The sequence below is a fragment of the Pseudomonas sp. LS_2 genome (assembly GCF_042709235.1).
Lineage (GTDB): Bacteria > Pseudomonadota > Gammaproteobacteria > Pseudomonadales > Pseudomonadaceae > Aquipseudomonas.
On record NZ_JAVAYC010000011.1, the window covers coordinates 12,649 to 34,760 of the forward strand.

The 22,112-nt window shown below is 63.7% G+C and carries 22 protein-coding genes; 7 read left to right on the plus strand and 15 right to left on the minus strand.

Features of this window, described 5'->3' with window-relative positions:
• Positions 1-38: 38 nt before the first annotated feature.
• The gene (locus RAC97_RS12215) at positions 39-245 is read right to left on the minus strand and encodes a hypothetical protein (protein ID WP_375100504.1); all 207 of its coding nucleotides are present in this window, start codon (positions 243-245) and stop codon (positions 39-41) included.
• 251 nt (positions 246-496) lie between these two features.
• On the opposite strand from RAC97_RS12215, the gene RAC97_RS12220 reads away from it, so the two are divergent.
• Complete coding sequence (locus RAC97_RS12220) at positions 497-1,171, plus strand: heavy metal response regulator transcription factor (protein ID WP_375100505.1); 675 nt, start codon at positions 497-499, stop codon at positions 1,169-1,171.
• Positions 1,168-2,553 (plus strand): heavy metal sensor histidine kinase, encoded by a 1,386-nt coding sequence (locus tag RAC97_RS12225; RefSeq protein ID WP_375100506.1) that lies wholly within the window; start codon positions 1,168-1,170, stop codon positions 2,551-2,553. Before RAC97_RS12220 ends, RAC97_RS12225 begins: the two co-directional genes overlap by 4 nt.
• A 113-nt stretch (positions 2,554-2,666) precedes the next feature.
• Here RAC97_RS12225 and pdxJ read toward each other — a convergent pair whose 3' ends face one another.
• The 10 genes from pdxJ to rpoE form a co-directional block, all read right to left on the minus strand.
• Complete coding sequence (gene pdxJ / locus RAC97_RS12230; RefSeq protein ID WP_375100584.1) at positions 2,667-3,392, minus strand: pyridoxine 5'-phosphate synthase; 726 nt, start codon at positions 3,390-3,392, stop codon at positions 2,667-2,669.
• 62 nt (positions 3,393-3,454) lie between these two features.
• Positions 3,455-4,138: a DNA repair protein RecO gene (gene recO, locus RAC97_RS12235; protein ID WP_375100507.1), complete on the minus strand. Its 684-nt coding sequence runs from the start codon at positions 4,136-4,138 to the stop codon at positions 3,455-3,457.
• 121 nt (positions 4,139-4,259) lie between these two features.
• A complete protein-coding gene (era, locus tag RAC97_RS12240) occupies positions 4,260-5,162 on the minus strand; it encodes a GTPase Era (RefSeq protein WP_375100508.1) in 903 nt (300 codons plus the stop codon).
• Positions 5,155-5,844: a ribonuclease III gene (rnc, locus tag RAC97_RS12245; RefSeq protein WP_375100509.1), complete on the minus strand. Its 690-nt coding sequence runs from the start codon at positions 5,842-5,844 to the stop codon at positions 5,155-5,157. Before rnc ends, era begins: the two co-directional genes overlap by 8 nt.
• Before the next feature lie 158 nt (positions 5,845-6,002).
• Positions 6,003-6,857 carry a signal peptidase I gene (gene lepB, locus RAC97_RS12250; protein ID WP_375100510.1) on the minus strand — a complete coding sequence of 285 codons (855 nt, stop codon included), beginning with the start codon at positions 6,855-6,857 and terminating at the stop codon, positions 6,003-6,005.
• Positions 6,858-6,862: 5 nt separating this feature from the next.
• On the minus strand, positions 6,863-8,662 hold the full coding sequence (lepA, locus tag RAC97_RS12255) for a translation elongation factor 4 (protein ID WP_375100511.1): 1,800 nt from the start codon (positions 8,660-8,662) through the stop codon (positions 6,863-6,865).
• A 245-nt stretch (positions 8,663-8,907) separates the two neighbouring features.
• Positions 8,908-10,308, minus strand: a complete 1,401-nt coding sequence (locus tag RAC97_RS12260) for a DegQ family serine endoprotease (RefSeq protein WP_375100585.1) — start codon at positions 10,306-10,308, stop codon at positions 8,908-8,910.
• A 205-nt stretch (positions 10,309-10,513) separates the two neighbouring features.
• A complete protein-coding gene (locus RAC97_RS12265) occupies positions 10,514-11,479 on the minus strand; it encodes a MucB/RseB C-terminal domain-containing protein (RefSeq protein WP_375100512.1) in 966 nt (321 codons plus the stop codon).
• A gap of 8 nt (positions 11,480-11,487) precedes the next feature.
• Positions 11,488-12,081 (minus strand): sigma-E factor negative regulatory protein, encoded by a 594-nt coding sequence (locus RAC97_RS12270; RefSeq protein WP_375100513.1) that lies wholly within the window; start codon positions 12,079-12,081, stop codon positions 11,488-11,490.
• A 31-nt stretch (positions 12,082-12,112) separates the two neighbouring features.
• Complete coding sequence (gene rpoE / locus RAC97_RS12275) at positions 12,113-12,694, minus strand: RNA polymerase sigma factor RpoE (protein WP_003252049.1); 582 nt, start codon at positions 12,692-12,694, stop codon at positions 12,113-12,115.
• A 438-nt stretch (positions 12,695-13,132) separates the two neighbouring features.
• Between rpoE and nadB the strand changes: the two genes are divergently transcribed.
• Positions 13,133-14,737 carry an L-aspartate oxidase gene (gene nadB, locus RAC97_RS12280; RefSeq protein ID WP_375100514.1) on the plus strand — a complete coding sequence of 535 codons (1,605 nt, stop codon included), beginning with the start codon at positions 13,133-13,135 and terminating at the stop codon, positions 14,735-14,737.
• 17 nt (positions 14,738-14,754) lie between these two features.
• Here the strand turns inward: nadB and RAC97_RS12285 are convergent, their stop codons facing one another.
• Both RAC97_RS12285 and RAC97_RS12290 read right to left on the minus strand, forming a co-directional pair.
• Positions 14,755-15,213 (minus strand): protein YgfX, encoded by a 459-nt coding sequence (locus RAC97_RS12285; protein WP_375100515.1) that lies wholly within the window; start codon positions 15,211-15,213, stop codon positions 14,755-14,757.
• Positions 15,197-15,451: a succinate dehydrogenase assembly factor 2 gene (locus RAC97_RS12290; RefSeq protein ID WP_375100516.1), complete on the minus strand. Its 255-nt coding sequence runs from the start codon at positions 15,449-15,451 to the stop codon at positions 15,197-15,199. Before RAC97_RS12290 ends, RAC97_RS12285 begins: the two co-directional genes overlap by 17 nt.
• A gap of 133 nt (positions 15,452-15,584) precedes the next feature.
• On the opposite strand from RAC97_RS12290, the gene RAC97_RS12295 reads away from it, so the two are divergent.
• Complete coding sequence (locus RAC97_RS12295) at positions 15,585-16,526, plus strand: YgfZ/GcvT domain-containing protein (RefSeq protein ID WP_375100517.1); 942 nt, start codon at positions 15,585-15,587, stop codon at positions 16,524-16,526.
• Positions 16,527-16,581: 55 nt separating this feature from the next.
• Positions 16,582-17,391 carry an HDOD domain-containing protein gene (locus RAC97_RS12300; RefSeq protein ID WP_375100518.1) on the plus strand — a complete coding sequence of 270 codons (810 nt, stop codon included), beginning with the start codon at positions 16,582-16,584 and terminating at the stop codon, positions 17,389-17,391.
• 69 nt (positions 17,392-17,460) lie between these two features.
• On the opposite strand, the gene RAC97_RS12305 is transcribed toward RAC97_RS12300, so the two are convergent.
• Positions 17,461-18,840 carry a sensor histidine kinase gene (locus tag RAC97_RS12305; protein WP_375100519.1) on the minus strand — a complete coding sequence of 460 codons (1,380 nt, stop codon included), beginning with the start codon at positions 18,838-18,840 and terminating at the stop codon, positions 17,461-17,463.
• Positions 18,833-19,504 (minus strand): response regulator, encoded by a 672-nt coding sequence (locus RAC97_RS12310; RefSeq protein WP_375100520.1) that lies wholly within the window; start codon positions 19,502-19,504, stop codon positions 18,833-18,835. The genes RAC97_RS12305 and RAC97_RS12310 overlap by 8 nt, the downstream gene beginning before the upstream one ends.
• 202 nt (positions 19,505-19,706) lie before the next feature.
• Here RAC97_RS12310 and RAC97_RS12315 point away from each other — a divergent pair, with 202 nt between their 5' ends.
• Together RAC97_RS12315 and RAC97_RS12320 are read left to right on the plus strand one after the other, a co-directional pair.
• Positions 19,707-20,996 carry an OprD family porin gene (locus tag RAC97_RS12315; RefSeq protein ID WP_375100521.1) on the plus strand — a complete coding sequence of 430 codons (1,290 nt, stop codon included), beginning with the start codon at positions 19,707-19,709 and terminating at the stop codon, positions 20,994-20,996.
• A 34-nt stretch (positions 20,997-21,030) separates the two neighbouring features.
• Positions 21,031-22,011, plus strand: a complete 981-nt coding sequence (locus RAC97_RS12320) for a Bug family tripartite tricarboxylate transporter substrate binding protein (protein ID WP_375100522.1) — start codon at positions 21,031-21,033, stop codon at positions 22,009-22,011.
• Positions 22,012-22,112: the final 101 nt, after the last annotated feature.

Genomic DNA, 22,112 nt, shown 5'->3' on the forward strand with positions numbered 1-22,112 from the left:
CTGCGCTGCCGGAGCTCAGCGGCGCCGGGGCTTGCACCTCAATCCTTGGCCACCTGGCGGGCCTTTTCGTCCTGCTGCTTGCGTGGGCGCTCGGCAACGGCTTGCCGCTGGTCGCCGTGCAGTCGTTGCTGGTCCTCGCGAAACGCCGCCCAGAACTGTTGGGAGCGCTCGGCGCCGCCTTCGGCCAGGGCCATGGAGCTGCCCAGGGCGAGGATCGCCAGCAGCAGGTATCTGGTCAGGTTCATCGTGCTTGCCTCGTAGTCGCGTTTCAGACAGCGCCATCCTACGAGGGGCAAGCTAACGCGAAGGTGAACCGCACATTACAGTGCTGCAAGGCTCGCCCCGCCACGGGGCGTGCCTTTCAGGCAGATGACCCGAACATTACAAATTTGCAATCTGCACAACCGCCGCCGTGCCATGCCGTAACATCCTGCGCCTTGACCCTGAACCCACTACAAGGTCGAGAATCGCTACCCTCCCCCAGCCGAGCCTGCCCATGCGCCTACTGATCGTCGAGGACGAACCCCGCACCGCGGACTACCTGCAACAAGGCCTGCGCGAAAACGGCTACGTGGTCGATTGCGCCCACACCGGCATCGATGGCCTGCACCTGGCCCGCCAGCATGCCTACGACCTGGTGGTGCTCGACGTCAACCTGCCCGCGCTGGATGGCTGGGGCGTCCTGCAACGGCTGCGCGCCGAGTCGTCCACGCGCATCATGATGCTCACCGCCCACGGTCGCCTGGCCGACCGGGTCAAGGGCCTGGACCTGGGCGCCGACGACTACCTGCTCAAGCCGTTCGAATTCCCCGAGTTGCTGGCGCGCATCCGCAGCCTGCTGCGGCGCACCGACCAGCACCTGCAGCCGAGCACGCTGAAAGTGGCCGACCTCGAGCTCGACCCTGGCCGTCATCGCGCCTGGCGCGCCGGCCACCGCATCGACCTCACCGCCAAGGAGTTCGCCCTGCTGCACCTGCTGATGCGCCAGAGCGGCGAGGTGCTGTCGCGCACGCAGATCATCTCGCTGGTGTGGGACATGAACTTCGACTGCGACACCAACGTGGTAGAAGTGTCCATCCGCCGCCTGCGGGCGAAGATCGACGACCCGTTCGAAGACAAGCTCATCCACACCCTGCGCGGAGTTGGCTACGTGCTCGAGGCGCGTGCGTGAGGAACACCAGTCTGTCCGTGCGCCTGGGCCTCTCGGTCACCCTGATGGGCGCAGCGCTGGTGTTGCTGCTCGCGTGCCTGGCCGTGTTAGCCCTCGACCACGAACTGGACAGCCGCGCCCACCGCGACCTGGCGCGCAAGATGTTGCAGGTCGAGCACAACCTGCGCGTCGATTTGCGCAGCGGCGACCTGGCCGCCCGCGCCCATCCGCTGCTCGACCTGGTGATGGGGCATGACAACCTCAGCCTGAATGTGCTCGCCACCGGCAGCCGCCATCCGCCCTTGCTGAGCCTTGGACCTGCGCTACAGGCCGATACCTTGCGCCAGCTTGAGGTCGGCGAACAGCTGGCGTTCCGCTCCTGGAACGACGGCGAAGGCCGTGAGTTGCTCAGTGCCAGCCGCCTGATGCGCCTGCGCGACGACACCCCGGTGCGGGTCACCATGACCCTCGACCGCGCCGACGACAATGCACTGTTGCAGGCCTACCTGAATTCGACCCTGCTGGCCCTGCCGGTACTGCTCCTGCTGATCGGCTTCGCCGCCTGGAAGCTGGTGCAACGCGGCCTGAGCCCGTTGCGCCGGTTCCGGCGCATCGCCGGGCAGGTCTCGGCCCAGACCCTGACCCACCGCCTGCCAAGCGGCGGCCTGCCACAGGAACTGGCCGAGCTTGCGGCGAGCATCAACGTCATGCTCGACCGCCTCGACCAGGGCGTGCGCCAGTTATCGCAATTCTCCGACGACCTGGCCCACGAGCTGCGCACCCCCATCAGCAACCTGATGGGCAAGGCCCAGGTCACCCTGGGGCGCGAGCGCGACAGCGCGCATTACCGCGAGGCACTGGAAGACAGCATCGAGGAGCTGACTCGCCTCAATCGCATCATCAACGACATGCTTTTCCTCGCCCAGGCCAGCCAGCCCCAGGCCGAGATCACCCTCAAGCCACTGGCGCTGGCTGACGAAGTGGCCCGCGTAGGTGAGCTGTTCGCCTTCAGTGCGGAGCTCAAGAGCCTCGAGCTACATGTGCATGGCTGGGGCACGGCGAAGGTCGACCGGTTGATGCTGCAACGGGCGCTTTCCAACCTGCTGAGCAATGCCATACGCCATAGCCCTGATGGGCAAGTGGTGGAGGTGGGGCTCGAGCGGCATGGCGGCGAGGTTTGGCTGTGGGTGGAGAACCAGGGTGTGGGGATTGCCCAGCAGCATCTGGCGCAGTTGTTCGAACGTTTCTACCGGGTGGGGAGTGGGCGGTCGCGGCTGGAGGGGGGAACTGGGCTGGGGCTGGCGATTGTTGCCTCGATCATGCAGTTGCATGGTGGGCGGGTGGAAGTGAGCAGCCAGCCGCAAGGGCCTACGCGTTTCACCTTGGTGTTTCAGTCGCCGTGATATTGGCGGTACCGGCCCCATCGCGGGCAAGCCCACTCTTGCAAGAACCGGGTGGTACCTGCAGGAGCGGGCTTGCTCGCGAAGCGGCCTATGCAGCTGCTAATGAATCCGGCTCAGCGTGAGCTGGCCGCGACGATCAGCGCCTTCATCTCTGCCACCGCTGACTTGAAACCGACGAACAGCGCATGCGCCACCAAGGCATGGCCAATGTTCAGCTCGTTGATACCCTTGATCGCCGCCACGGCCTCGACGTTGTGGTAATGCAGGCCATGCCCGGCGTTGACGATCAGGCCCTGACCCACGCCAAACGACACGCCGTCAGCGATGCGCTTGAGCTCTTCGGCCACCTCGGTAGGCGTTTCGGCATCCGCGTAGCGACCGGTGTGCAGTTCGATGGCCGGGGCACCGACGCGGCGCGAGGCTTCGATCTGCCGCTCATCGGCATCGATGAACAGCGACACCTCGGCGCCAGTGCGCGCCAATCGCTCCACCGCAGCCTTGATCCTTGCCTCCTGGCCCGCCACATCCAGGCCACCCTCGGTGGTCAGCTCCTGGCGGGTCTCCGGCACCAGGCAGATATGCGCCGGGCGGATACGCTCGGCGAACACCATCATTTCCTCAGTGACACCCATTTCGAAGTTCATGCGGGTCTGCAGCACGTCCTTGAGCAACAGCACATCGCGCTCCTGGATATGCCGGCGGTCTTCGCGCAGGTGCACGGTGATGCCGTCGGCACCCGCTTCCTCGGCGTCCAGGGCTGCCTTGACCGGGTCCGGGTAACGGGTACCCCGAGCCTGGCGCAAGGTCGCCACGTGGTCGATGTTGACGCCGAGAAGCATGCGGTTGCTGTGAGTCACGGAAAGGTTCTCCTGAAGATTAAGCGCCACAGCATACGATGTGCTCAGCGCTTGCGAAACAGTTCCCGGCTGACCAGCGGCTTGGGCCCCAGGTGCACTGCCAGGGCCTGGCGCATCAAGCGCTTGGCTGCCGGCAGCGCACCGGGGGCATCCCAGTCGGCTTCGGCCAGCGCCAGCAATTCGGTGCCGCCGAACAACCCCGGCTGAAACAGTTCGACCCGCTCGAGCCCGGCATCCACTTGCAGACGATACAGGCCGTTGGCGACGACGGGCTCGCCATTCATATCCTGGTCCAGCGCGAAGGCATAACCGAGCTCATCCAGCAGGCGCCACTCGAACGAACGCAGCAACGGTTCCAGCGGCCGCCCGCTGGCCAGGGCCTGCAAGGTCAGGGTGTAGTGCTCGAACAGCGCCGGGTGCGGCGCCTCGGCGGGCAGCAGGCGCATCAGCAGCTCATTGAGGTACAGGCCGCTGAACAGCGCATCGCCATGCAGCCAGGCGGCAAGCCCGGTGGTATCCAGGCGCCCGACGTTCTTCAGCTCGCCGCGCCCGCGTAATTCCACTTCCAACGGCACGAATGGCCTGACCGGGCTGCCCGCCTTGCCACGGGCACGGCGCAATACCGCGCGCACACGCCCTTGGGGCGTGAGGAAGTCCACCAGTGCGCTGGTTTCCTTGTAGGCGCGGCTGTGCAGCACGTAGGCGGGTTGGGCGATGGGCTGATCCATGAACAATCGCTCGGAGACAAAAACACCTGTGGGAGCGGGTTTACCCGCGAATGCTGCAGTGAACTCACTGATGCTTTCGCGGGTAAACCCGCTCCCACAGGAATTGAGGGGCCGGGAGAGCTTACAGGTCGCCGTAGCCCAGCGAACGCAAGGCGCGCTCGTCATCGGACCAGCCACCCTTGACCTTGACCCACAGGTTGAGCATCACCTTGGCGTCGAACAGCGTTTCCATATCCTTGCGCGCCTCGGAGCCGATGCGTTTGATGCGCTCGCCCTTGTCGCCAATGATGATCTTCTTCTGTCCGTCACGCTCCACCAGGATCAGCGCATGGATATGCAGTACATGCCCCTGCTGCTTGAACTCCTCGATCTCGACGGTGATCTGGTACGGCAGCTCCGCACCCAGCTGGCGCATGATCTTCTCGCGAACCAGCTCGGCGGCGAGGAAGCGGCTGCTGCGGTCGGTGATCTGGTCTTCCGGGAAGAAGTGTTCGTTCTGGGGCAGGTGCTTGGCGATCAGCGCCTCGAGGGCGTCGAGGTTGTGCCCCTGCTGGGCGGAAATCGGCACCACCTCGGCGTTCGGCAGTTGCTCCTGGAGCCATTGCAGGTGCGGGATCAGCTCGGCCTTTTCCTCGATGCGATCGGTCTTGTTGACCGCCAGGATCACCGGGCCACTGACGTATTGCACACGTTCGAGAACAAGCTGGTCCTCGTCGGTCCAGCGGGTGCGGTCGACCACGAAGATCACCACGTCGACGTCCTTCAGGGCTGCCGATGCGTTACGGTTCATGTAGCGATTCAAGGCCTTGTCGTTGGCCTTGTGCATACCCGGGGTGTCGACGTAGATCGCCTGCACGTCGCCTTCGGTCTTGATGCCCAGCATGTTGTGGCGGGTGGTCTGCGGCTTGCGCGAGGTGATCGCCAACTTCTGCCCGAGGATGTGGTTGAGCAAGGTCGACTTGCCCACGTTCGGGCGGCCGACGATAGCCACGTAGCCGCAGCGGGTCGGGTTGTTGTCAGTCATTGCCATTCTCCACGCCCAGGGCGATCAGTGCCGATGCCGCAGCGACCTGCTCGGCGATACGCCGGCTCACGCCCTGGCCACGGCTCTTGTTGTTCAGCAGCACCACTTCGCATTCGACGAAAAAGGTACGGCAGTGCGGTTCGCCCTGGATGTCCACCACTTCGTAGCGCGGCAGCTCGCAGCCACGCGATTGCAGGAACTCCTGCAGGCGGGTCTTGGGGTCTTTGTTGGTGTCGACCAAGGTCAGGCCATCGAACTCATCGGTCAGCCAGGCCAGGATACGCTCGCGGGCGGTGTCCATGTCGGCATCCAGGTAGATGGCGCCAATCAGTGCCTCCAGGGCATCGGCCAGGATCGACTCGCGGCGAAAACCGCCGCTCTTGAGCTCGCCGGAGCCCAGGCGCAGGTATTCACCCAGATCGAAGCCACGTGCCAGCCGGGCCAGGGTCTCGCCCTTCACCAGGCGCGCGCGCAAGCGCGAAAGCTGGCCTTCGCGGGCCTGCGGAAAACGCTCGAACAGCGCCTCGGCAGCGACGAAGTTGAGGATCGAGTCGCCGAGGAACTCCAGGCGCTCATTGTTGCGCCCGGCGTAGCTGCGGTGGGTCAGCGCCAGCAGCATCTGCTCCTGGTCTTTGAAGGTATAGCCGAGCTTGCGCTCCAGGCGGGCAAGGGAAGCACTCATGCGGCCACCCGTTGTGTAGTAGAAGCGTTCAAATCAACATCCTGAAAGACTGTTTGGCTGTGGTTTGCCGTTCAAGAACGACGAATTCCCGATCCCTGAGAACACAGCCTATGTCAGAAATGCAATCGGCGCTGCCTGACAGGCAGCGCCGAAGGGTATCAGTGGATCAGGCCAACCCTGGACAAATTTGGGAAGTGGCCGAGTTTGGGCTCCGGCCAGCTCAACCACACGGCGAAGGCCTTGCCGACGATGTTGCGGTCCGGAACCATGCCGTGCAGTTCCCTGGGAATGCTTGGATCGTCCCAGTAGCGGCTGTCGTTGGAGTTGTCGCGGTTGTCGCCCACCATGAAGTAATGGCCGGCCGGCACGGTCCATTGCTGGTCCGGCGGCATGCGGTAGCGGCTCATTTCCTTGCGGATCAGGTGCTCCGCCGCGCCGAGTTTTTCCTTGTACAGCTCGGCGCTGCCCAGGGAACCGGCTTCGGTACCGACCAGTTGCTCGGCGATCGGCTGGCCGTTGACGAACAGCCGCTTGTCGCTGGTATAGCGCACCACATCACCCGGCAGGCCGACTACACGCTTGATGTAGTTGACATTCGGGTCGCTGGGGTAGCGGAACACCATGACGTCGCCACGCTGCGGGTCACCCACTTCGATGACCTTCTTGTCGATCACCGGCAGGCGAATGCCGTAGGAGAACTTGTTCACCAGGATGAAATCACCCACTTCCAGGGTCGGCTTCATCGACCCCGAGGGGATCTGGAACGGCTCGACCAGGAACGAGCGCAGCACCAGCACGATGAACAGCACCGGAAAGAACGACTTGCCGTATTCGACCAGCAGCGGCTCCTTGTTCAGGCGCTCGACCACGGCCATTTCAGGCTGGTTGACGCTACCCTGGTAATTGGCGACCGCCGCTCGCCGGCGCGGGGCCAGGAACAGCAGGTCGATCAAGCCCAACAAGCCACAGACGGCAACGGCGATGACGAGCAACAGCGGGAAATTTAGCGACATAGGACCTAGCTATCCAACCTGAGCACGGCAAGGAAGGCTTCTTGTGGAATTTCCACGTTGCCCACTTGCTTCATGCGTTTCTTACCGGCCTTCTGCTTTTCCAGCAGCTTCTTCTTACGGCTCACGTCGCCACCGTAGCATTTAGCCAGCACGTTCTTTCTGAGCGCCTTGACGGTCGTCCGCGCGATGATCTGGCCGCCGATGGCTGCCTGGATCGCCACATCGAACATCTGACGAGGGATCAGTTCCTTCATCTTCTCGGTCAACGCCCGGCCCTTGTAGGCGGCGTTGTCACGATGCACGATCAATGCCAGGGCGTCGACCTTGTCACCGTTGATCAGCACGTCCAGCTTGACCAGGTTGGCCGACTGGTAACGATCGAAGTGATAGTCCAGCGAGGCATAACCGCGGCTGGTGGACTTGAGTTTGTCGAAGAAGTCCAGCACCACTTCGTTCATCGGCAGGTCGTAGCTTACCTGCACCTGGCTACCGAGGAACTGCATGTCGCGCTGAACGCCGCGCTTCTCGATGCACAGGGTGATGACGTTGCCCAGGTGTTCCTGAGGCACGAGGATGGTAGCGGTGACGATCGGCTCGCGGAAATCAGCGACGGATGAAACGTCAGGCAGCTTCGAGGGGTTGTCGACGACGATGGTTTCGCCGGTCTTGAGCTCGAGCTCGTAGATCACGCTTGGCGCAGTGGTGATCAGGTCCAGGTCGTACTCGCGCTCCAGGCGCTCCTGGATGATCTCCATGTGCAGCATGCCGAGGAAGCCGCAACGGAAGCCGAAGCCCAGGGCATCGGAGCTTTCCGGCATGTACTGCAGCGACGAGTCGTTGAGCGTGAGCTTCTGCAGGGCGTCGCGGAAGTCCTCGAAGTCATCGGAACTGACCGGGAACAGGCCGGCGTAGACCTGCGGCTGGATCTTCTTGAAACCTGGCAACACGGCGACTTCAGGGGTCGACGAGAGGGTCAGGGTATCACCCACCGGCGCACCATGGATGTCCTTGATGCTGGCGATGATGAAGCCCACTTCACCGGCCTTGAGGTCGGCGGTCTGGGTGTGCTTCGGCGTGAACACCCCTACGCTGTCGACCAGGTGCACCTTGCCGGTGGACTTGACCAGGATCTTGTCGCCCTTCTTCACCCGGCCATGACGTACGCGCACCAGGGAGACGACGCCAAGGTAGTTGTCGAACCAGGAGTCGATGATCAGCGCTTGCAATGGCGCTTCGATGTCGCCTTCCGGCGCGGGAATGGTCTGCACCAGACGCTCGAGAACCTCGTCCACGCCCATGCCGCTCTTGGCGCTGCAGGCCACGGCGTCGGTCGCGTCGATGCCGATGATCTTCTCGATCTCGTCCTTGACGCGATCGGGGTCGGCCTGGGGCAGGTCCATCTTGTTCAGCACCGGCATGACCTCCAGGCCCTGCTCGATGGCGGTGTAGCAGTTGGCGACCGACTGGGCCTCGACGCCCTGACCGGCGTCGACCACCAGCAACGCACCCTCGCACGCCGCCAGGGAACGGCTGACCTCATAGGTGAAGTCGACGTGACCGGGGGTGTCGATGAAGTTCAGTTGGTAGGTATTGCCGTCCTGGGCCTTGTAATGCAGCGTGACGCTGTGGGCCTTGATGGTGATACCGCGCTCGCGCTCGAGGTCCATGGAGTCAAGGACCTGGGCTTCCATTTCGCGTGCCGACAGGCCACCGCACATCTGGATGAAACGGTCGGCCAGCGTCGACTTGCCATGGTCGATGTGGGCGATGATGGAGAAATTGCGGATATGACTCAAATCACTCACAGGTCAACACTCGAAAAGGCTGCGAGCCGTACGCCCGCCGAAAAATAGCCGGGAATTGTACCTCAAGCTGCACGGATATGGGAGCGTCCTCATCGGGCCGAGCACACCCGCGGGCCGAAACCCGGTCCCCCGATCAGGCGGCATCACGGCCTGGAACAAGGCTATCGCGGGCCAAGCTCGCGCCAACAAAAGGTAACGAATTAAAAAGGGCAGCCGAAGCTGCCCTTTCCTGCACATCCGGCAGATTACTCCGCCAACTTGAAGGTGATGAAGCTTGCGCGCCCCTGACGCAGCACACGCATGGACACCGAGCGATTCTTCGGCAGGTCCTTGGCAATTTCGGTGAATTGCTTGGCGTTGCTGATCGCCTGGTTGTTCAGGTGGCTGATGACATCGCCTGGACGCAGGCCGATGAGCGCCGCCGGGCCATCCTGGACTTCCTTGATGACTACGCCGCCCTTGAGTTCCAGGGATTTCTTCTGCTCATCCGACAGGTCGGCTACGGACACCCCGAGGCGATTGCTGCTGCGCTCCGCGCCAGCCTGCCCACCGACGCCGATGTCGGCATCGTCGTCCGGCAGCGCGCCGATGGTGATATCCAGGTTCTGGCGCTTGCCCTCGCGAATGATCTCAAGCTTGGCCTTGTCGCCATCCTTCAGGCCACCGACCAGGTGCGGCAGGTCGGCCGACATGACGATCGGCTGGCCATTGAGGCTGAGGATCACATCCCCCACCTGCAAGCCACCCTTGGCCGCCGGGCCGTTCTCAAGCACCTGCGCCACCAGCGCACCCGCCGGCTTGTCGAGGCCGAAGGACTCGGCCAGGTCCTTGTTGACCTCCTGGATCACCACGCCGAGCCAGCCACGGCTGACCTTGCCGTCTTTCTTCAGCTGGTTGGAGACATCCAGCGCCACATCGATCGGAATGGCGAACGACAAGCCCATGAAGCCGCCGGAACGGGTGAAGATCTGCGAGTTGATGCCGACTACTTCGCCTTTCATGTTGAACAGCGGTCCGCCGGAGTTCCCCGGGTTGATCGCCACGTCGGTCTGGATGAACGGCACGTAGGTGTCGTTAGGCAGGGTGCGGCCCTTGGCACTGACGATACCTTTGGTCACCGAATGGTCGAAGCCGAACGGCGAGCCGATGGCCAGCACCCACTCGCCGACCTTGAGCTTCTGCGAGTCACCCAGTTTCACGATCGGCAGGTTCTTGCCGTCGACCTTGAGCAGGGCCACGTCGGTGCGCGGGTCGGTGCCCACCAGCTTGGCCTGGAGCTCGCTGCGGTCGGACAGACGGACGATGATTTCGTCGGCATCGGCGACCACGTGGTTGTTGGTCAGGACGTAACCATCGCTGGAAATGATGAAACCCGAACCCAGGGACTGCGCCTCACGCTGGCGGTCACCGCGCGGCGAGCGCGGCTGTTGCGGCATGTTGCGCTCGAAGAACTCGCGGAACATCGGCGGCAGGCCTTCCAGGTCAGGCATCTGGCCGGCGGCGATGCGCCGGTCGGGCAGCTTCTGCTTGGTACTGATGTTGACCACGGCCGGCGAGGCCTGCTCGACCAGGGTGGTGAAGTCCGGCAGGGCTTCCTCGGCCTGGGCAGTCAGCACCTGGCCGAGCATCAGCACGGCGGCGAACATCGATAGGTAGGTTTTCAAGCGTGGTATTGACATACGGCTCCCGTCACAACGAGCGTAGTTAGCAGTAGGGCCACTGCAGAAGCAGGAAAGGCCAGACTCCGTGAAGAGCCTGACCTATAGAAAATTTACCGAAGGATTGCAAATGACAATGCTTTAATTTCATTTCAGCCGCATACCACGCGAGCTGTAGAAAAGGCAGCAAACCTCATTGACTCGCCTGGGCATCCTGGGCTCGCATGGACAACGCCACACGCTCTGCCGTGCCAAGGGGAATCTCCCCGACCACGGTGACCATCACCTTGCCCTTGGGGGTGTTGAGATGGCGGGATACCGCGACGGTTGGCCCCAGTTGCGCCCGGGTATCGACACCCGCATCGCCTTTGACCGGCTCGAGGAACACCGAGAAACGTGCCAGGCCGTCGTCGAACATAAGGCTACTGACCTGACTGTTGCGCTGCGGGTCACGTCTTACGGCGCTATTGACCAGTTCGAAGCCCGGCGGCAGCCAGTCGGAGCGCCAACCCGCCGCCGTATCGGCGGTCTTGCTGACTACACGTTCGATGGGCTTGCATGCCGCGCTGGCCTGCAAATCACGGTCGCTGGGCAGATCGTCGGTGTCCAGGCGGGTCATCTGGAAACGCTCCAGCAGTTGGCCTTTGTCATTGAGCATCAACGAGCGCAAGGGCAAGCCGGTCTGACGGTCCAGATGCAGCTCAAAGGCATAGCGGTGCTGGTCGCGAGGACTGAGGGAGATGATGACCGCATCGCGTCCGGCAACCCGCGACTTGCCGGCGACTGCAAGGTCGTACCAGCTCATCAGCTTGAGGGGGTCGAGAACGCGTGGTGCTGAATCGGGCGGAGTGCCCACGCCGCTTACCAGGGAACCACTGACGCATTGCACCTTGCCATCAACCCGCACGACTTCCTGAGCCGCGCCATCGAGCTGCAACAGCCGCTCGTTGACCTTGCCGTCCTGGACGCGATGCCAGATGTCGTGCGTGGAGAAACTGCCGTTGCGTTCGTAGACAAAGGAGCCCTGGTAACTCTGCTTTTGCTCGGCCTGGGCCAGCTTGTTCAGCCACTCATTCGCCTCAGGCGAGGAGTTGGCTGCCAATGCTGGCAGCGATAGGCAGCTGCCGAGCAGTATCGACAGGAGAGGTAGCGCGCGCATGATCCTCCTTACTTGGCGGTTTCCAGGCTGGCAGCGCGGGCATACGGCAGTGCGGTTTCAGTGCCCTTGAGCGCAGATTCCTGGGCATGCTGGCGCAGGTAGCCTGGCAGGCGCTGATCCCAGCCGGCCTGGTTCTGCAGCACGCCGTTGGCCATAGGCCCGGTCGGTTGCTCACTGCTCTCACTATAGCCTGCCAGAACGGCTGGGCCTTGAGCCTGTGGCAAAGTCAGCCCCTGCTGGGCAGGCTGCTGTGCAGCCAGCTCGGCACCGGTGATCTCGTCCTGGTTGTAAAGACGCACACCGGCGAGCACGGCAACGGTCACCGAAGCGGCAACAGCCAGGCGACCAATGCTGCGCCATGGGCCACTCTTGACCTTGGCAGGCACGGCTTCGTCAGCCAGCGCAGCGGATACTGCCGAGGCGATATCCAGCTTGGGCAGCAACAGCTCCTTGTGCATGGCTGCACGTGCTACCTGGTAACGCGACCAGGTGGCGCGGGTTTCTGCATCGTCTACGGCGCTCAGCACCCGACGCAGTTCCAGTTCGTCCGCTTCGTTATCCATCACCGCGGACAGCGATTCCTGCAAAGCTTCACGACTCATGGCGGTTCCTCTCTTGGCTGTCGCCGCTGTCTCAGGTTTCCTGCAACAACGGCTGCAGGGCTTTATCTATGGCCTCCCGAGCGCGGAAGATTCGAGAGCGCACGGTACCCACCGGACACTGCATGACACTGGCAATGTCCTCGTAACTCAAACCGTCGAACTCACGCAAAGTCAGGGCCGTACGCAAATCTTCAGGCAGTTGCTGGATGGTGCGATGGACAGTGCCTTCGATTTCATCCCGCAACAACGAGCGCTCTGGGGACTCGAGATCCTTGAGACCATGATCGCCGTCATAGAACTCCGCATCCTCGGAGCTCACATCACTGTCTGGTGGCCGTCTTCCACGGGACACCAGGTAGTTCTTCGCCGTGTTGATGGCGATGCGGTACAGCCAAGTATAAAAAGCACTGTCTCCGCGGAAATTGCCAAGCGCACGGTAGGCCTTGATAAAGGCTTCCTGCGCCACATCCTGGGCTTCGTGGGTGTCGTGAACGAACCGCACGATCAACCCGAGAATCTTGTGCTGATACTTCAGCACCAACAGATCAAACGCTCGCCTGTCACCACGCTGGACACGCTCGACAAGCTGCTGATCCTCTTCCTGGGTTAGCATGAACACTCCTCAGTGAACTCGAAGGAGCGCTGCAGTAGCCATCGTTCAGGCTTGCAACCATAGACTCGAGCTTTTCGCAAAAGTTCTCCCCTCCAAGCAAGTTTCCTGCGGCCCTTGGTCGGCTCGCACGAAAGACGCAGCGCGGTCGCTGCCGGCTACGTCGATAATCGATGAATCGGATACGCAGGTGTCGCCCTGGATCAGGACTACTGCCTTGCGTCGCCGCAGCAAAATATGGCGTGCGGGCAGCCTTCATGAGATTTCCAGGGGTGCCGGAAAGTTCCCACAAAGATCGCCACTACCGTGCATGGACCATTGGAAATCAGGCCTACGGGGCTGCTATAAAGGCTGCCCGGCCACTTTCCACGATAGTTTCACAATGCCACCTATGCCTGACTATTGTGCCGCGCCCCCCCTCTTGATTACTAGTGTCCCGACATGAGCAAACAATTCCAACACGATGTCCTGGTGATCGGCAGCGGCGCCGCCGGCCTCAGCCTGGCACTGAACCTTCCTGCCCACCTGCGCATCGCCGTGCTGAGCAAAGGCGACCTGGCCAACGGCTCGACCTTCTGGGCCCAGGGCGGCGTTGCCGCGGTACTGGACGATGCAGACACTGTGCAGTCCCATGTCGAGGACACCCTCAACGCAGGCGGCGGCCTGTGTCACGAAGATGCGGTTCGCTTCACCGTGGAGCACAGCCGCGAGGCCATCGAATGGCTGATCGAACAAGGCGTCCCGTTTACCCGCGACGAACACGCCAGCGTCGATGACGGCGGCTTTGAATTCCACCTGACCCGCGAAGGTGGCCACAGCCACCGACGCATCATCCATGCCGCCGATGCCACCGGCGCGGCCATCTTCACCACCTTGCTGGAACAGGCCCGCAAGCGCCCGAACATCGAGTTGCTGGAGCAGCGCGTAGCGGTCGACCTGATTACCGAGCGGCGCCTGGGCCTGGCTGGCGAGCGCTGCCTGGGCGCCTACGTGCTGAACCGCAGCAGCGGCGAGGTGGACACCTTCGGCGCGCGTTTCACCGTGCTGGCCACCGGCGGCGCGGCCAAGGTCTACCTCTACACCAGCAACCCGGACGGCGCCTGCGGCGATGGCATCGCCATGGCCTGGCGCGCCGGTTGCCGGGTGGCGAACCTTGAGTTCAACCAGTTCCACCCCACCTGCCTGTACCACCCGCAGGCCAAGAGTTTCCTGGTAACCGAGGCCCTGCGCGGCGAAGGTGCGCTGCTGCGCCTGCCCAATGGCGAGCGCTTCATGCCGCGCTTCGACCCGCGTGAGGAGCTGGCGCCGCGGGACATCGTGGCCCGCGCCATCGACCACGAGATGAAGCGCCTGGGCGTGGACTGCGTGTACCTGGACATCACCCACAAACCCGCCGACTTCATCAAGGGCCACTTCCCCACGGTCTACGAACGCTGCCTGACCTTCGGCATCGATATCACCCGCCAGCCGATCCCGGTGGTGCCAGCAGCGCACTACACCTGTGGCGGGGTGGTGGTCGATGCCCGCGGCCACACCGACGTGCCCGGCCTGTATGCCATTGGCGAGACCAGCTTCACCGGCCTGCACGGCGCCAACCGCATGGCCAGCAACTCGCTGCTCGAGTGTTTCGTCTATGGTCGGGCGGCGGCCGCCGACATCGAAGCCCATTTGGACCAGGTGGGCATGCCGCAGGCCCTGCCGTGCTGGGATGCAAGCCAGGTCACCGACTCCGACGAAGACGTGATCATTGCGCACAACTGGGACGAACTGCGGCGCTTCATGTGGGACTATGTCGGCATCGTGCGCACCAACAAGCGCCTGCAACGTGCCGAGCACAGAGTGCGCCTGCTGCTGGACGAGATCGACGAGTTCTACAGCAACTACAAGGTCAGCCGCGACCTGATCGAGCTGCGCAACCTGGCGCAGGTGGCCGAGCTGATGATTCGCTCGGCCATGCAGCGCAAGGAGAGCCGCGGGCTGCACTACACGCTGGACTATCCGGACATGCTGGCCGAAGCCAAGGACACCCTACTCAGCCCGTTCTGACGCACCGCGAAGGGCCTTCAAGTCGAGCGCGCAATGGCCCACCGCCGTCGGCTGAACTTCAACCTTACCCGCAGGCGCCGATGCTCGTCCGGCGCCAGCCCATCGCGCACGACACACACCCCTTCCCCCAGCCACCACCCCTCGCGCACAAACCTCAGCACCACCAGCCCCGGCAGCGCCACGCTGTCACGGCACAAGCGCGCCGGCTGCCAGCCCCTGGCGCGACAGAACAACTGCCAGCCACCGGCATCGCGCCGCAGTCCGGTGATGGCATTGCGGTGAGTCAGCAGGATACGACGGGGAATGGCCCAGCAGGCGTGGGCAAGACAGGCAACGCCGAGGGAGAGCACCAGCCAGACAGGCAGTGCCGTCAGCAACAGTGTCGAGAGCGCCAGGGACTGGCCGACGAGGTAGGCCGTCAGCAGCAGGCGAGAGCCCTGCCAACGGCACTGGAAATTGTCACTTGGGCTGGACACGGTCCAGGATGATGCGAACCATGCGCTGCAACTCCGGGTCTTCGGACTCGGTGCGCTCCATGAACCAGCCGAACATGTCCTGATCCTCGCAGGTCAGCAGGCGACGGTACAGCTCGCGGTCGCTTTCGCCGAGGGTGGCATAGACCTCCTGGGTGAATGGCACCAGCAGTACGTCCAGTTCCAGCATGCCGCGGCGGCTGTGCCAGAAAAGCCGGTTGAGTTCAGTTTGTTCGACCATGGGGCCCTCCTCGAATGGCCGGTTAGTATACAGCGGCGCCAAGGTGGCGGTACAAGGCGTTGGTCTGGTCACCTACCTATTTTGTTACTGGCGTTCTATGATGGCCGCCAGTCTTTACCAACCGCGATGACCCATGGCCGACTCCGCTTTCTTCACCTCCTTGTCCCACGAGGGCATCCTCGCCGTTCGCGGCTCCGACGCCGGCAAATTCCTGCAAGGCCAGTTGACCTGCAACCTCAACTACCTCGACCTCGAGCATTCCAGCCTCGGCGCCCGCTGCATGGTCAAGGGCCGCATGCAATCCAGCTTCCGCATCCTGCCCCAGGGCAACGGCTACCTGCTGGCCATGGCCAGCGAACTGCTCGAAATGCAGCTGGCCGACCTGAAGAAGTACGCGGTGTTCTCCAAGGCTACGCTGACCGACGAAAGCGCCGCCTGGGCGCGCTTCGGCTTGCAGCAGGCCGATGCTGCGCTGGCTGCCCTGGCGCTCGCGGTACCTGAAGAGGCCGGCGCCACAGCGCGTCGCGACGAGCTGATCGCCGTGCGTGTATCCCCCGGCCGCGTGGAACTGTGGGTGCCCGCCGAACAGGCAGCGCAAATCAGCGAAACCCTGGCCGGGCACCTCGACCCGGGCAGCCTCGAGCAATGGCTGCTGGGCCAGGTGCGGGCCGGTATCGGCCAGGTCATGGGCCCGACCCGCGAGCTGTTCATCCCACAGATGATCAACCTGCAAGCGGTGGGTGGCGTGAGTTTCAAGAAAGGCTGCTACACCGGCCAGGAAATCGTCGCCCGCATGCAGTACCTGGGCAAGCTCAAGCGCCGTCAGTACCGCCTGGCCTTGCCCGGCGAGCATACCCCGGCGCCTGGGGCCGAGATCTTCTCGCCCACCCACGGCTCCTCGGTAGGCGAAGTGGTGATCGCGGCGCGCAATGGTGCGGGCTGCGAGCTGCTGGCCGTGCTCAGTGCCGATGCGGTGGAGGACGACAACCTGCACCTGGGCAGCCTCGAAGGCCCCCGCCTTACGCTGCTCGACCTGCCCTACGCACTGGACCGAGACCAGGAAATCCAGCGTTGACCTGCACGCCCCGCCTGCCTGACGGGGCCGTTCCACCACTGCGGTAGAGAAGTCCATGAACAACCTGGCCGAAATGGTCCAAGCGCAACTGCTGGCCGCCATCGACAATGACGACCTGGTCCTGCCCACGCTTCCCGAGGTTGCCCTGAGCATCCGCGAAGCTGCCGAGGACAGCGAGATCAGCGTGGCCGCCTTGAGCCGTGTGATTGGCCGCGACGCGGCCCTCTCGGCACGACTGATAAAGGTCGTGAACAGCCCCCTGCTGCGGGCGATGGTGGAAGTCACCGACCTGCACACCGCGATCACCCGATTGGGCGTCAACTACAGCTGCAACCTGGCCATTGGCCTGGTGATCGAGCAGATCTTCCACGCCCGCTCGCCCGCCGTAGAGCAAAAGCTTCGCGATATCTGGGAAAACAGCCTCGAAGTAGCGGGTATCAGCTACGAAATCTGTCGCAGGTACACCCACCTCAAACCCGACCAGGCCACCCTTGGCGGGCTGGTCCACCAGATTGGTGCACTGCCGGTACTGATCTACGCCGAAGAGCACAACGAACTGCTGTCGGACCCGGTGTGCCTGCACTATGTGATCGAGCAGATCCAGCCGGTGCTGGGCGACAAGATCCTCAGCACCTGGGAGTTCCCCGAGCAGCTGGTCAAGCTGCCCAGCCAGGTACAGGACCTGGAGCGCGAAACCGACAACATCGACTACATCGGCATCGTGCAGGTCGCCCGCTCCCTCAGCCTGCGTGGCCGCGGTCGGCCCTTGACCACCCTGCCCGCCTACCATCACCTGCGCCTGCCCCCCGGTAAGGACCTGGACCTGATGGAACTTCTCGAGGCACGGGAAATGCTGCGCGGCTGAAGGCCGCAGCGGCTTCATTCGCGGGCTTGCCCACGAATGAAGCCGCTGAGGTTTGAAACGAACACCCGCCTAGTCAGCGATAAAGCTCACCCGCACCTTCAACCCGCCCTTCTCGCCGTCGTGCAGGCTGATCTGCGCCAGATGCGCCCGGCAAATCTCGCCAACGATCGCCAACCCCAGCCCGCTCCCCTGCACACCACGCCGATAGAAACGCTCGAACACCCGTTCGCGTTCCACCTCGGGAATGCCCGGCCCATCGTCTTCCACCTCCAGCACGGCCGGCGCCAGCACCCGCAAGATCACATTGCCGCCCCTCGGGGTATGGGCCAGGGCGTTGTCCACCAGGTTGCTGAGCAGCTCGTTGAGCAAGGTCGGCTCGCCCTTGAGCCACACCGGCGCCTCGGCCTCCAGTGCCAGCGCCACGCCCTTGGCATGGGCCAGCGGCGCCATGGCCATGCCCAGCTCGCGCGCCAGTTGGCTGAGGTCAAGACGCTGGGCACCGCCCTCGGCGATGGCCCGCGCGCCGTTTTCCACCCGGGCCAACGACAGCAACTGGTTGGCCAGATGAGTCAGACGGTCGGTGCCCTGGGCAGCGGCTTCGAGGGTTTGCTGCCACTCCTGCGGCTCGCGTGAACGCAGGCCCAACTCGACCCGCGCCTTGAGCGCCGCCAGCGGGGTGCGCAGTTCGTGGGCTGCATCGGCGATGAACTGCGCCTGGCGCTCGAACTGCCCGCGCAAGCGTTCGGTGAAGTGGTTCAAGGCGCGCACCAAGGGGCTGAGTTCATGCTGCACCTGCACCACCGGCAAGGCGCGCAGGTCGTCGGGCTGACGCTCTTCCACCGCAGTGCGCAGGCGTTCCAGCGGGCGCAGCGCGGCACTGACGGCGAACCACACCATCCCCAGCGCGCCCAGCGCCAGCATGCCCAACCGCAGCAGGGTATCGGCCATCAGGCCACGGGCCATGCTGACCCGCGCTTCTTCGGTCTCGGCCACGCGAATCTCGGCCATGCCGTTCATGTTCGGCTCGCTCACCGCCTTGAGCAGGCTCACCACTCGCACGTCCTGACCCAAGTGGGTGGCGTTGTAGAAGCGTGCCAGCGCCGGGTAATCGTCAGTGCGCGGTGTGCCTGGCGGCGGCGGCGGCAGGTTCTCGTAGCCGGAAATCAGCTTCTGGTTGATATCCAGCACCTGGTAGTAGATACGCCCGGCGCTGTCGTAGGCGAAGGTGTCCAGGGCCACGTAGGGCACGTCGGCGCTGAGGGTGCCATCACGCTGCGACAGGCCGGCGGCGATGGTCCGCGCCGAGGCCAGCAGGGTGCGGTCGTAGGCGGTATCGGCCGCTTCGCGGCCATTCCAGTAGGCGCTCAGGCCGCTGGCCAGCATCAGCACCACCAGCAGCAACGCCAGGTTGCCCAGCAAGCGCCCGCGCAGGCTGCCAGCGTCACGCATCGCGGTGCTCGAGCAGGTAGCCCAGGCCGCGGAAGGTGACGATGGCCACCGGGTGGCCGTCGAGCTTCTTGCGTAGCCGGTGCACGTAGATCTCGATGGCGTCGGGGCTGGCCTCTTCGTCCAGGCCGAACACCTGGGCGGCAAGCTGCTCCTTGCTCATCACCCGGCCTGGGCGAGCAATCAGCGCCTCGAGCACGCTTTGTTCGCGGGAGGTCAGGGTGAGTGGTTCTTCACCCAGGCTGAAACGCCGGGCATCGAGGTCGTAGACCAATGGCCCGCAGCGCTGCTGGCGCTCGCCGCCGAGCACGCTGCGCCGCAGCAGGGCCTTGACCCGCGCTTCCAGCTCGGTCAGTTCGAACGGCTTGGCCAGGTAGTCGTCGGCCCCCAAGTTCAAGCCGTGCACGCGGTCCTTTACATCGCTGCGGGCGGTCAGCATCAGCACGGGCAGGGTCTTGCCACGCGAACGCAGGCGCGCCAGCACTTCGAAGCCATCCAGGCGCGGCAGGCCGACATCCAGCACGGCCACGGCATAGTCCTCGCTGGCCAGGGCCAGGTCGGCAGCCACGCCATCGTGCAGCACATCCACGGTCAGGCCTTGGCTCTTCAAGGCCTGGGCCACGCTTTCGGCCAACTGCAGATGGTCTTCGACCAACAGCACACGCATCGGTATCTCCCTGCTCGGGTAGGACGGTGGCGCGGAGTGTACCGCCGTCGCGGAGGCTGTGAAGCCCCTTGTAACAAACCTTTCAAGTTGAAAGGTTAGCGAAAGGTTGACGGCCTAGCATCGCACCACGGTCGCCTCATGCGCCGAAAAAAGCACCAGCAAGGTGCAAACCAATAAGAACAATAAACGGAGTCAGTCGACGATGCAGTCCATGCAGCCGCAGGCGTTTACGCCTATTCGATCCCTTTGCGCCCGCCCCAGCGCCATTGCCAGCGCTATCGCCTTTGCAGGCGTCGCCCCCATGAGCCAGGCCGCCTTCTTCGAAGACAGCACGGCCACCTTCGAAACCCGCAACATGTACTTCAATCGCGACTTTCGCGACGGCACCAGCGCGCAGCAATCCAAGCGCGACGAATGGGCCCAGGGCTTCATGCTCAACTTCGAATCCGGCTACACCGACGGCACCGTCGGCTTCGGCCTCGACGCACTGGGCATGCTCGGCATAAAGCTCGACTCCAGCCCCGACCGCACCGACACCGGCCTGTTGCCCACCCATGACAACGGCAAGGCCGCCGATGAATATTCCAAGCTCGGCCTGACCGGCAAGGTCAAGGTGTCCAAGACCGAACTCAAGGTCGGCACCCTGATTCCTGAACTTCCGACCCTGCAGCCCAACGACGGGCGCATCCTGCCGCAGACCTTCGAAGGCGGCCTGCTGACCTCCAACGAGATCAAGAACCTCACCTTCACCGGCGGGCGCCTGGAAAAGGCCAAGGATCGCAACGACACCAACTGGGAAGACCTGGCGCTGAACAACAAGAACGGCCGTTTCGGCGGGACGTTCTCGTCCGACCACTACGACCTCGGCGGGCTGGACTACAAGTTCACTGACCGCATCACCGGCAGCTACCACTTCGCCCAGCTCGACGACATCTACCGCCAGCACTTCGTCGGCATGGTCGCCACCCAGCCCTGGGGCCCAGGAACCTTCGGCGCCGACCTGCGCCTGTCCAAGAGTGACGAGCAAGGCTCGGCACTGGCTGGCAAGATCGACAACACCACCGTCAACGGCATGTTCAGCTACGCCCTGGGCGGCCACAAGTTCAGCGCCGCCTACCAGCACCTGTCGGGTGACAGCGCTTTCCCCTACATCGACGGCGCCGACCCGTACCTGACCAACTTCGTCCAGATCAACGACTTTGCCGGCGCCGACGAGCGTTCCTGGCAAGCGCGCTACGACTACAACTTCGCCTCCCTGGGCATCCCCGGCCTGACCTTCATGACCCGTTACCTCAGCGGCGACAACGTCAGCCGCGCCGATGGCAGCGAGGGCAAGGAGTGGGAGCGCAACACCGAGTTCAAGTACGTGGTACAGAGCGGCCCGTTGAAAAACGTCGCCGTGCGCCTGCGCAACGCCACGTTCCGCTCGAACTTCGCCCGCGACGCCGATGAAGTGCGCCTGCTGGTGAGCTACAGCCTGGCCCTGTGGTAACCCCCGACAACAACAACACGTACGGAGATAGTCGATGAACCTTTCACTACGCCGCCTCGTTCTCGCCACCGGTTGCCTGCTGCTTGCCGGCAACGCCCTGGCCGCCGAACCGAAACGCCCTGAATGCATCGCCCCGGCCTCGCCCGGTGGTGGTTTCGACCTCACCTGCAAGCTGGTGCAAAGCGCACTGGTCGAGGAAAAGATCCTCAGCAAGCCCATGCGCGTCACGTACATGCCTGGTGGTGTCGGAGCGGTGGCCTACAACGCCGTGGTCGCCCAGCGTCCAGCCGATGCCGGCACCCTGGTGGCCTGGTCCAGCGGTTCGTTGCTGAACCTGGCCCAAGGCAAATTCGGCCGCTTCGACGAGAACGCGGTCAAGTGGCTGGCAGCGGTCGGCACCAGCTACGGCGCCATCGCAGTGAAGAGCGATTCGCCCTATAAGACCCTGGAGGATTTGGTCGCCGCCTTGAAGAAAGACCCAAGCAAGGTGGTGATCGGCTCCGGCGGCACCGTCGGCAGCCAGGACTGGATGCAGACGGCCTTGATCGCCAAGGCCGCCGGTATCAACCCGCGCGACCTGCGCTACGTGGCCCTGGAAGGCGGCGGCGAAATCGCCACCGCACTGATGGGCGGGCATATCCAGGTCGGCTCCACCGACATTTCCGACTCCATGCCGCACATCCAGGCCGGCAACATGCGCATCCTCGCGGTGTTCTCCGAGCAGCGCCTGGACGAGCCGGAAATGAAAGACATCCCTACCGCCAAGGAACAGGGCTACGACATCGTCTGGCCTGTGGTGCGCGGCTTCTACCTGGGGCCAAAGGTGACCGACGAGGAGTACGCCTGGTGGAAAGAGTCGTTCGACAAGCTGCTGGCCTCCGAGGACTTCGCCAAGCTACGTGACCAGCGCGAACTGTTCCCGTTCGCCATGACCGGTGCGGAGCTGGACACCTACGTGAAGAAGCAGGTCGCCGACTACAAGGCCCTGGCCAAGGAATTCGGCCTGATCCAGTAATCAGCCCTGCACCGCCCCCTGTGGGAGCGGGTTTACCCGCGAAGCAGACACCGCGATTGATGGCCAGGGCTTCGCCCTGGTTCGCGGGTAAACCCGCTCCC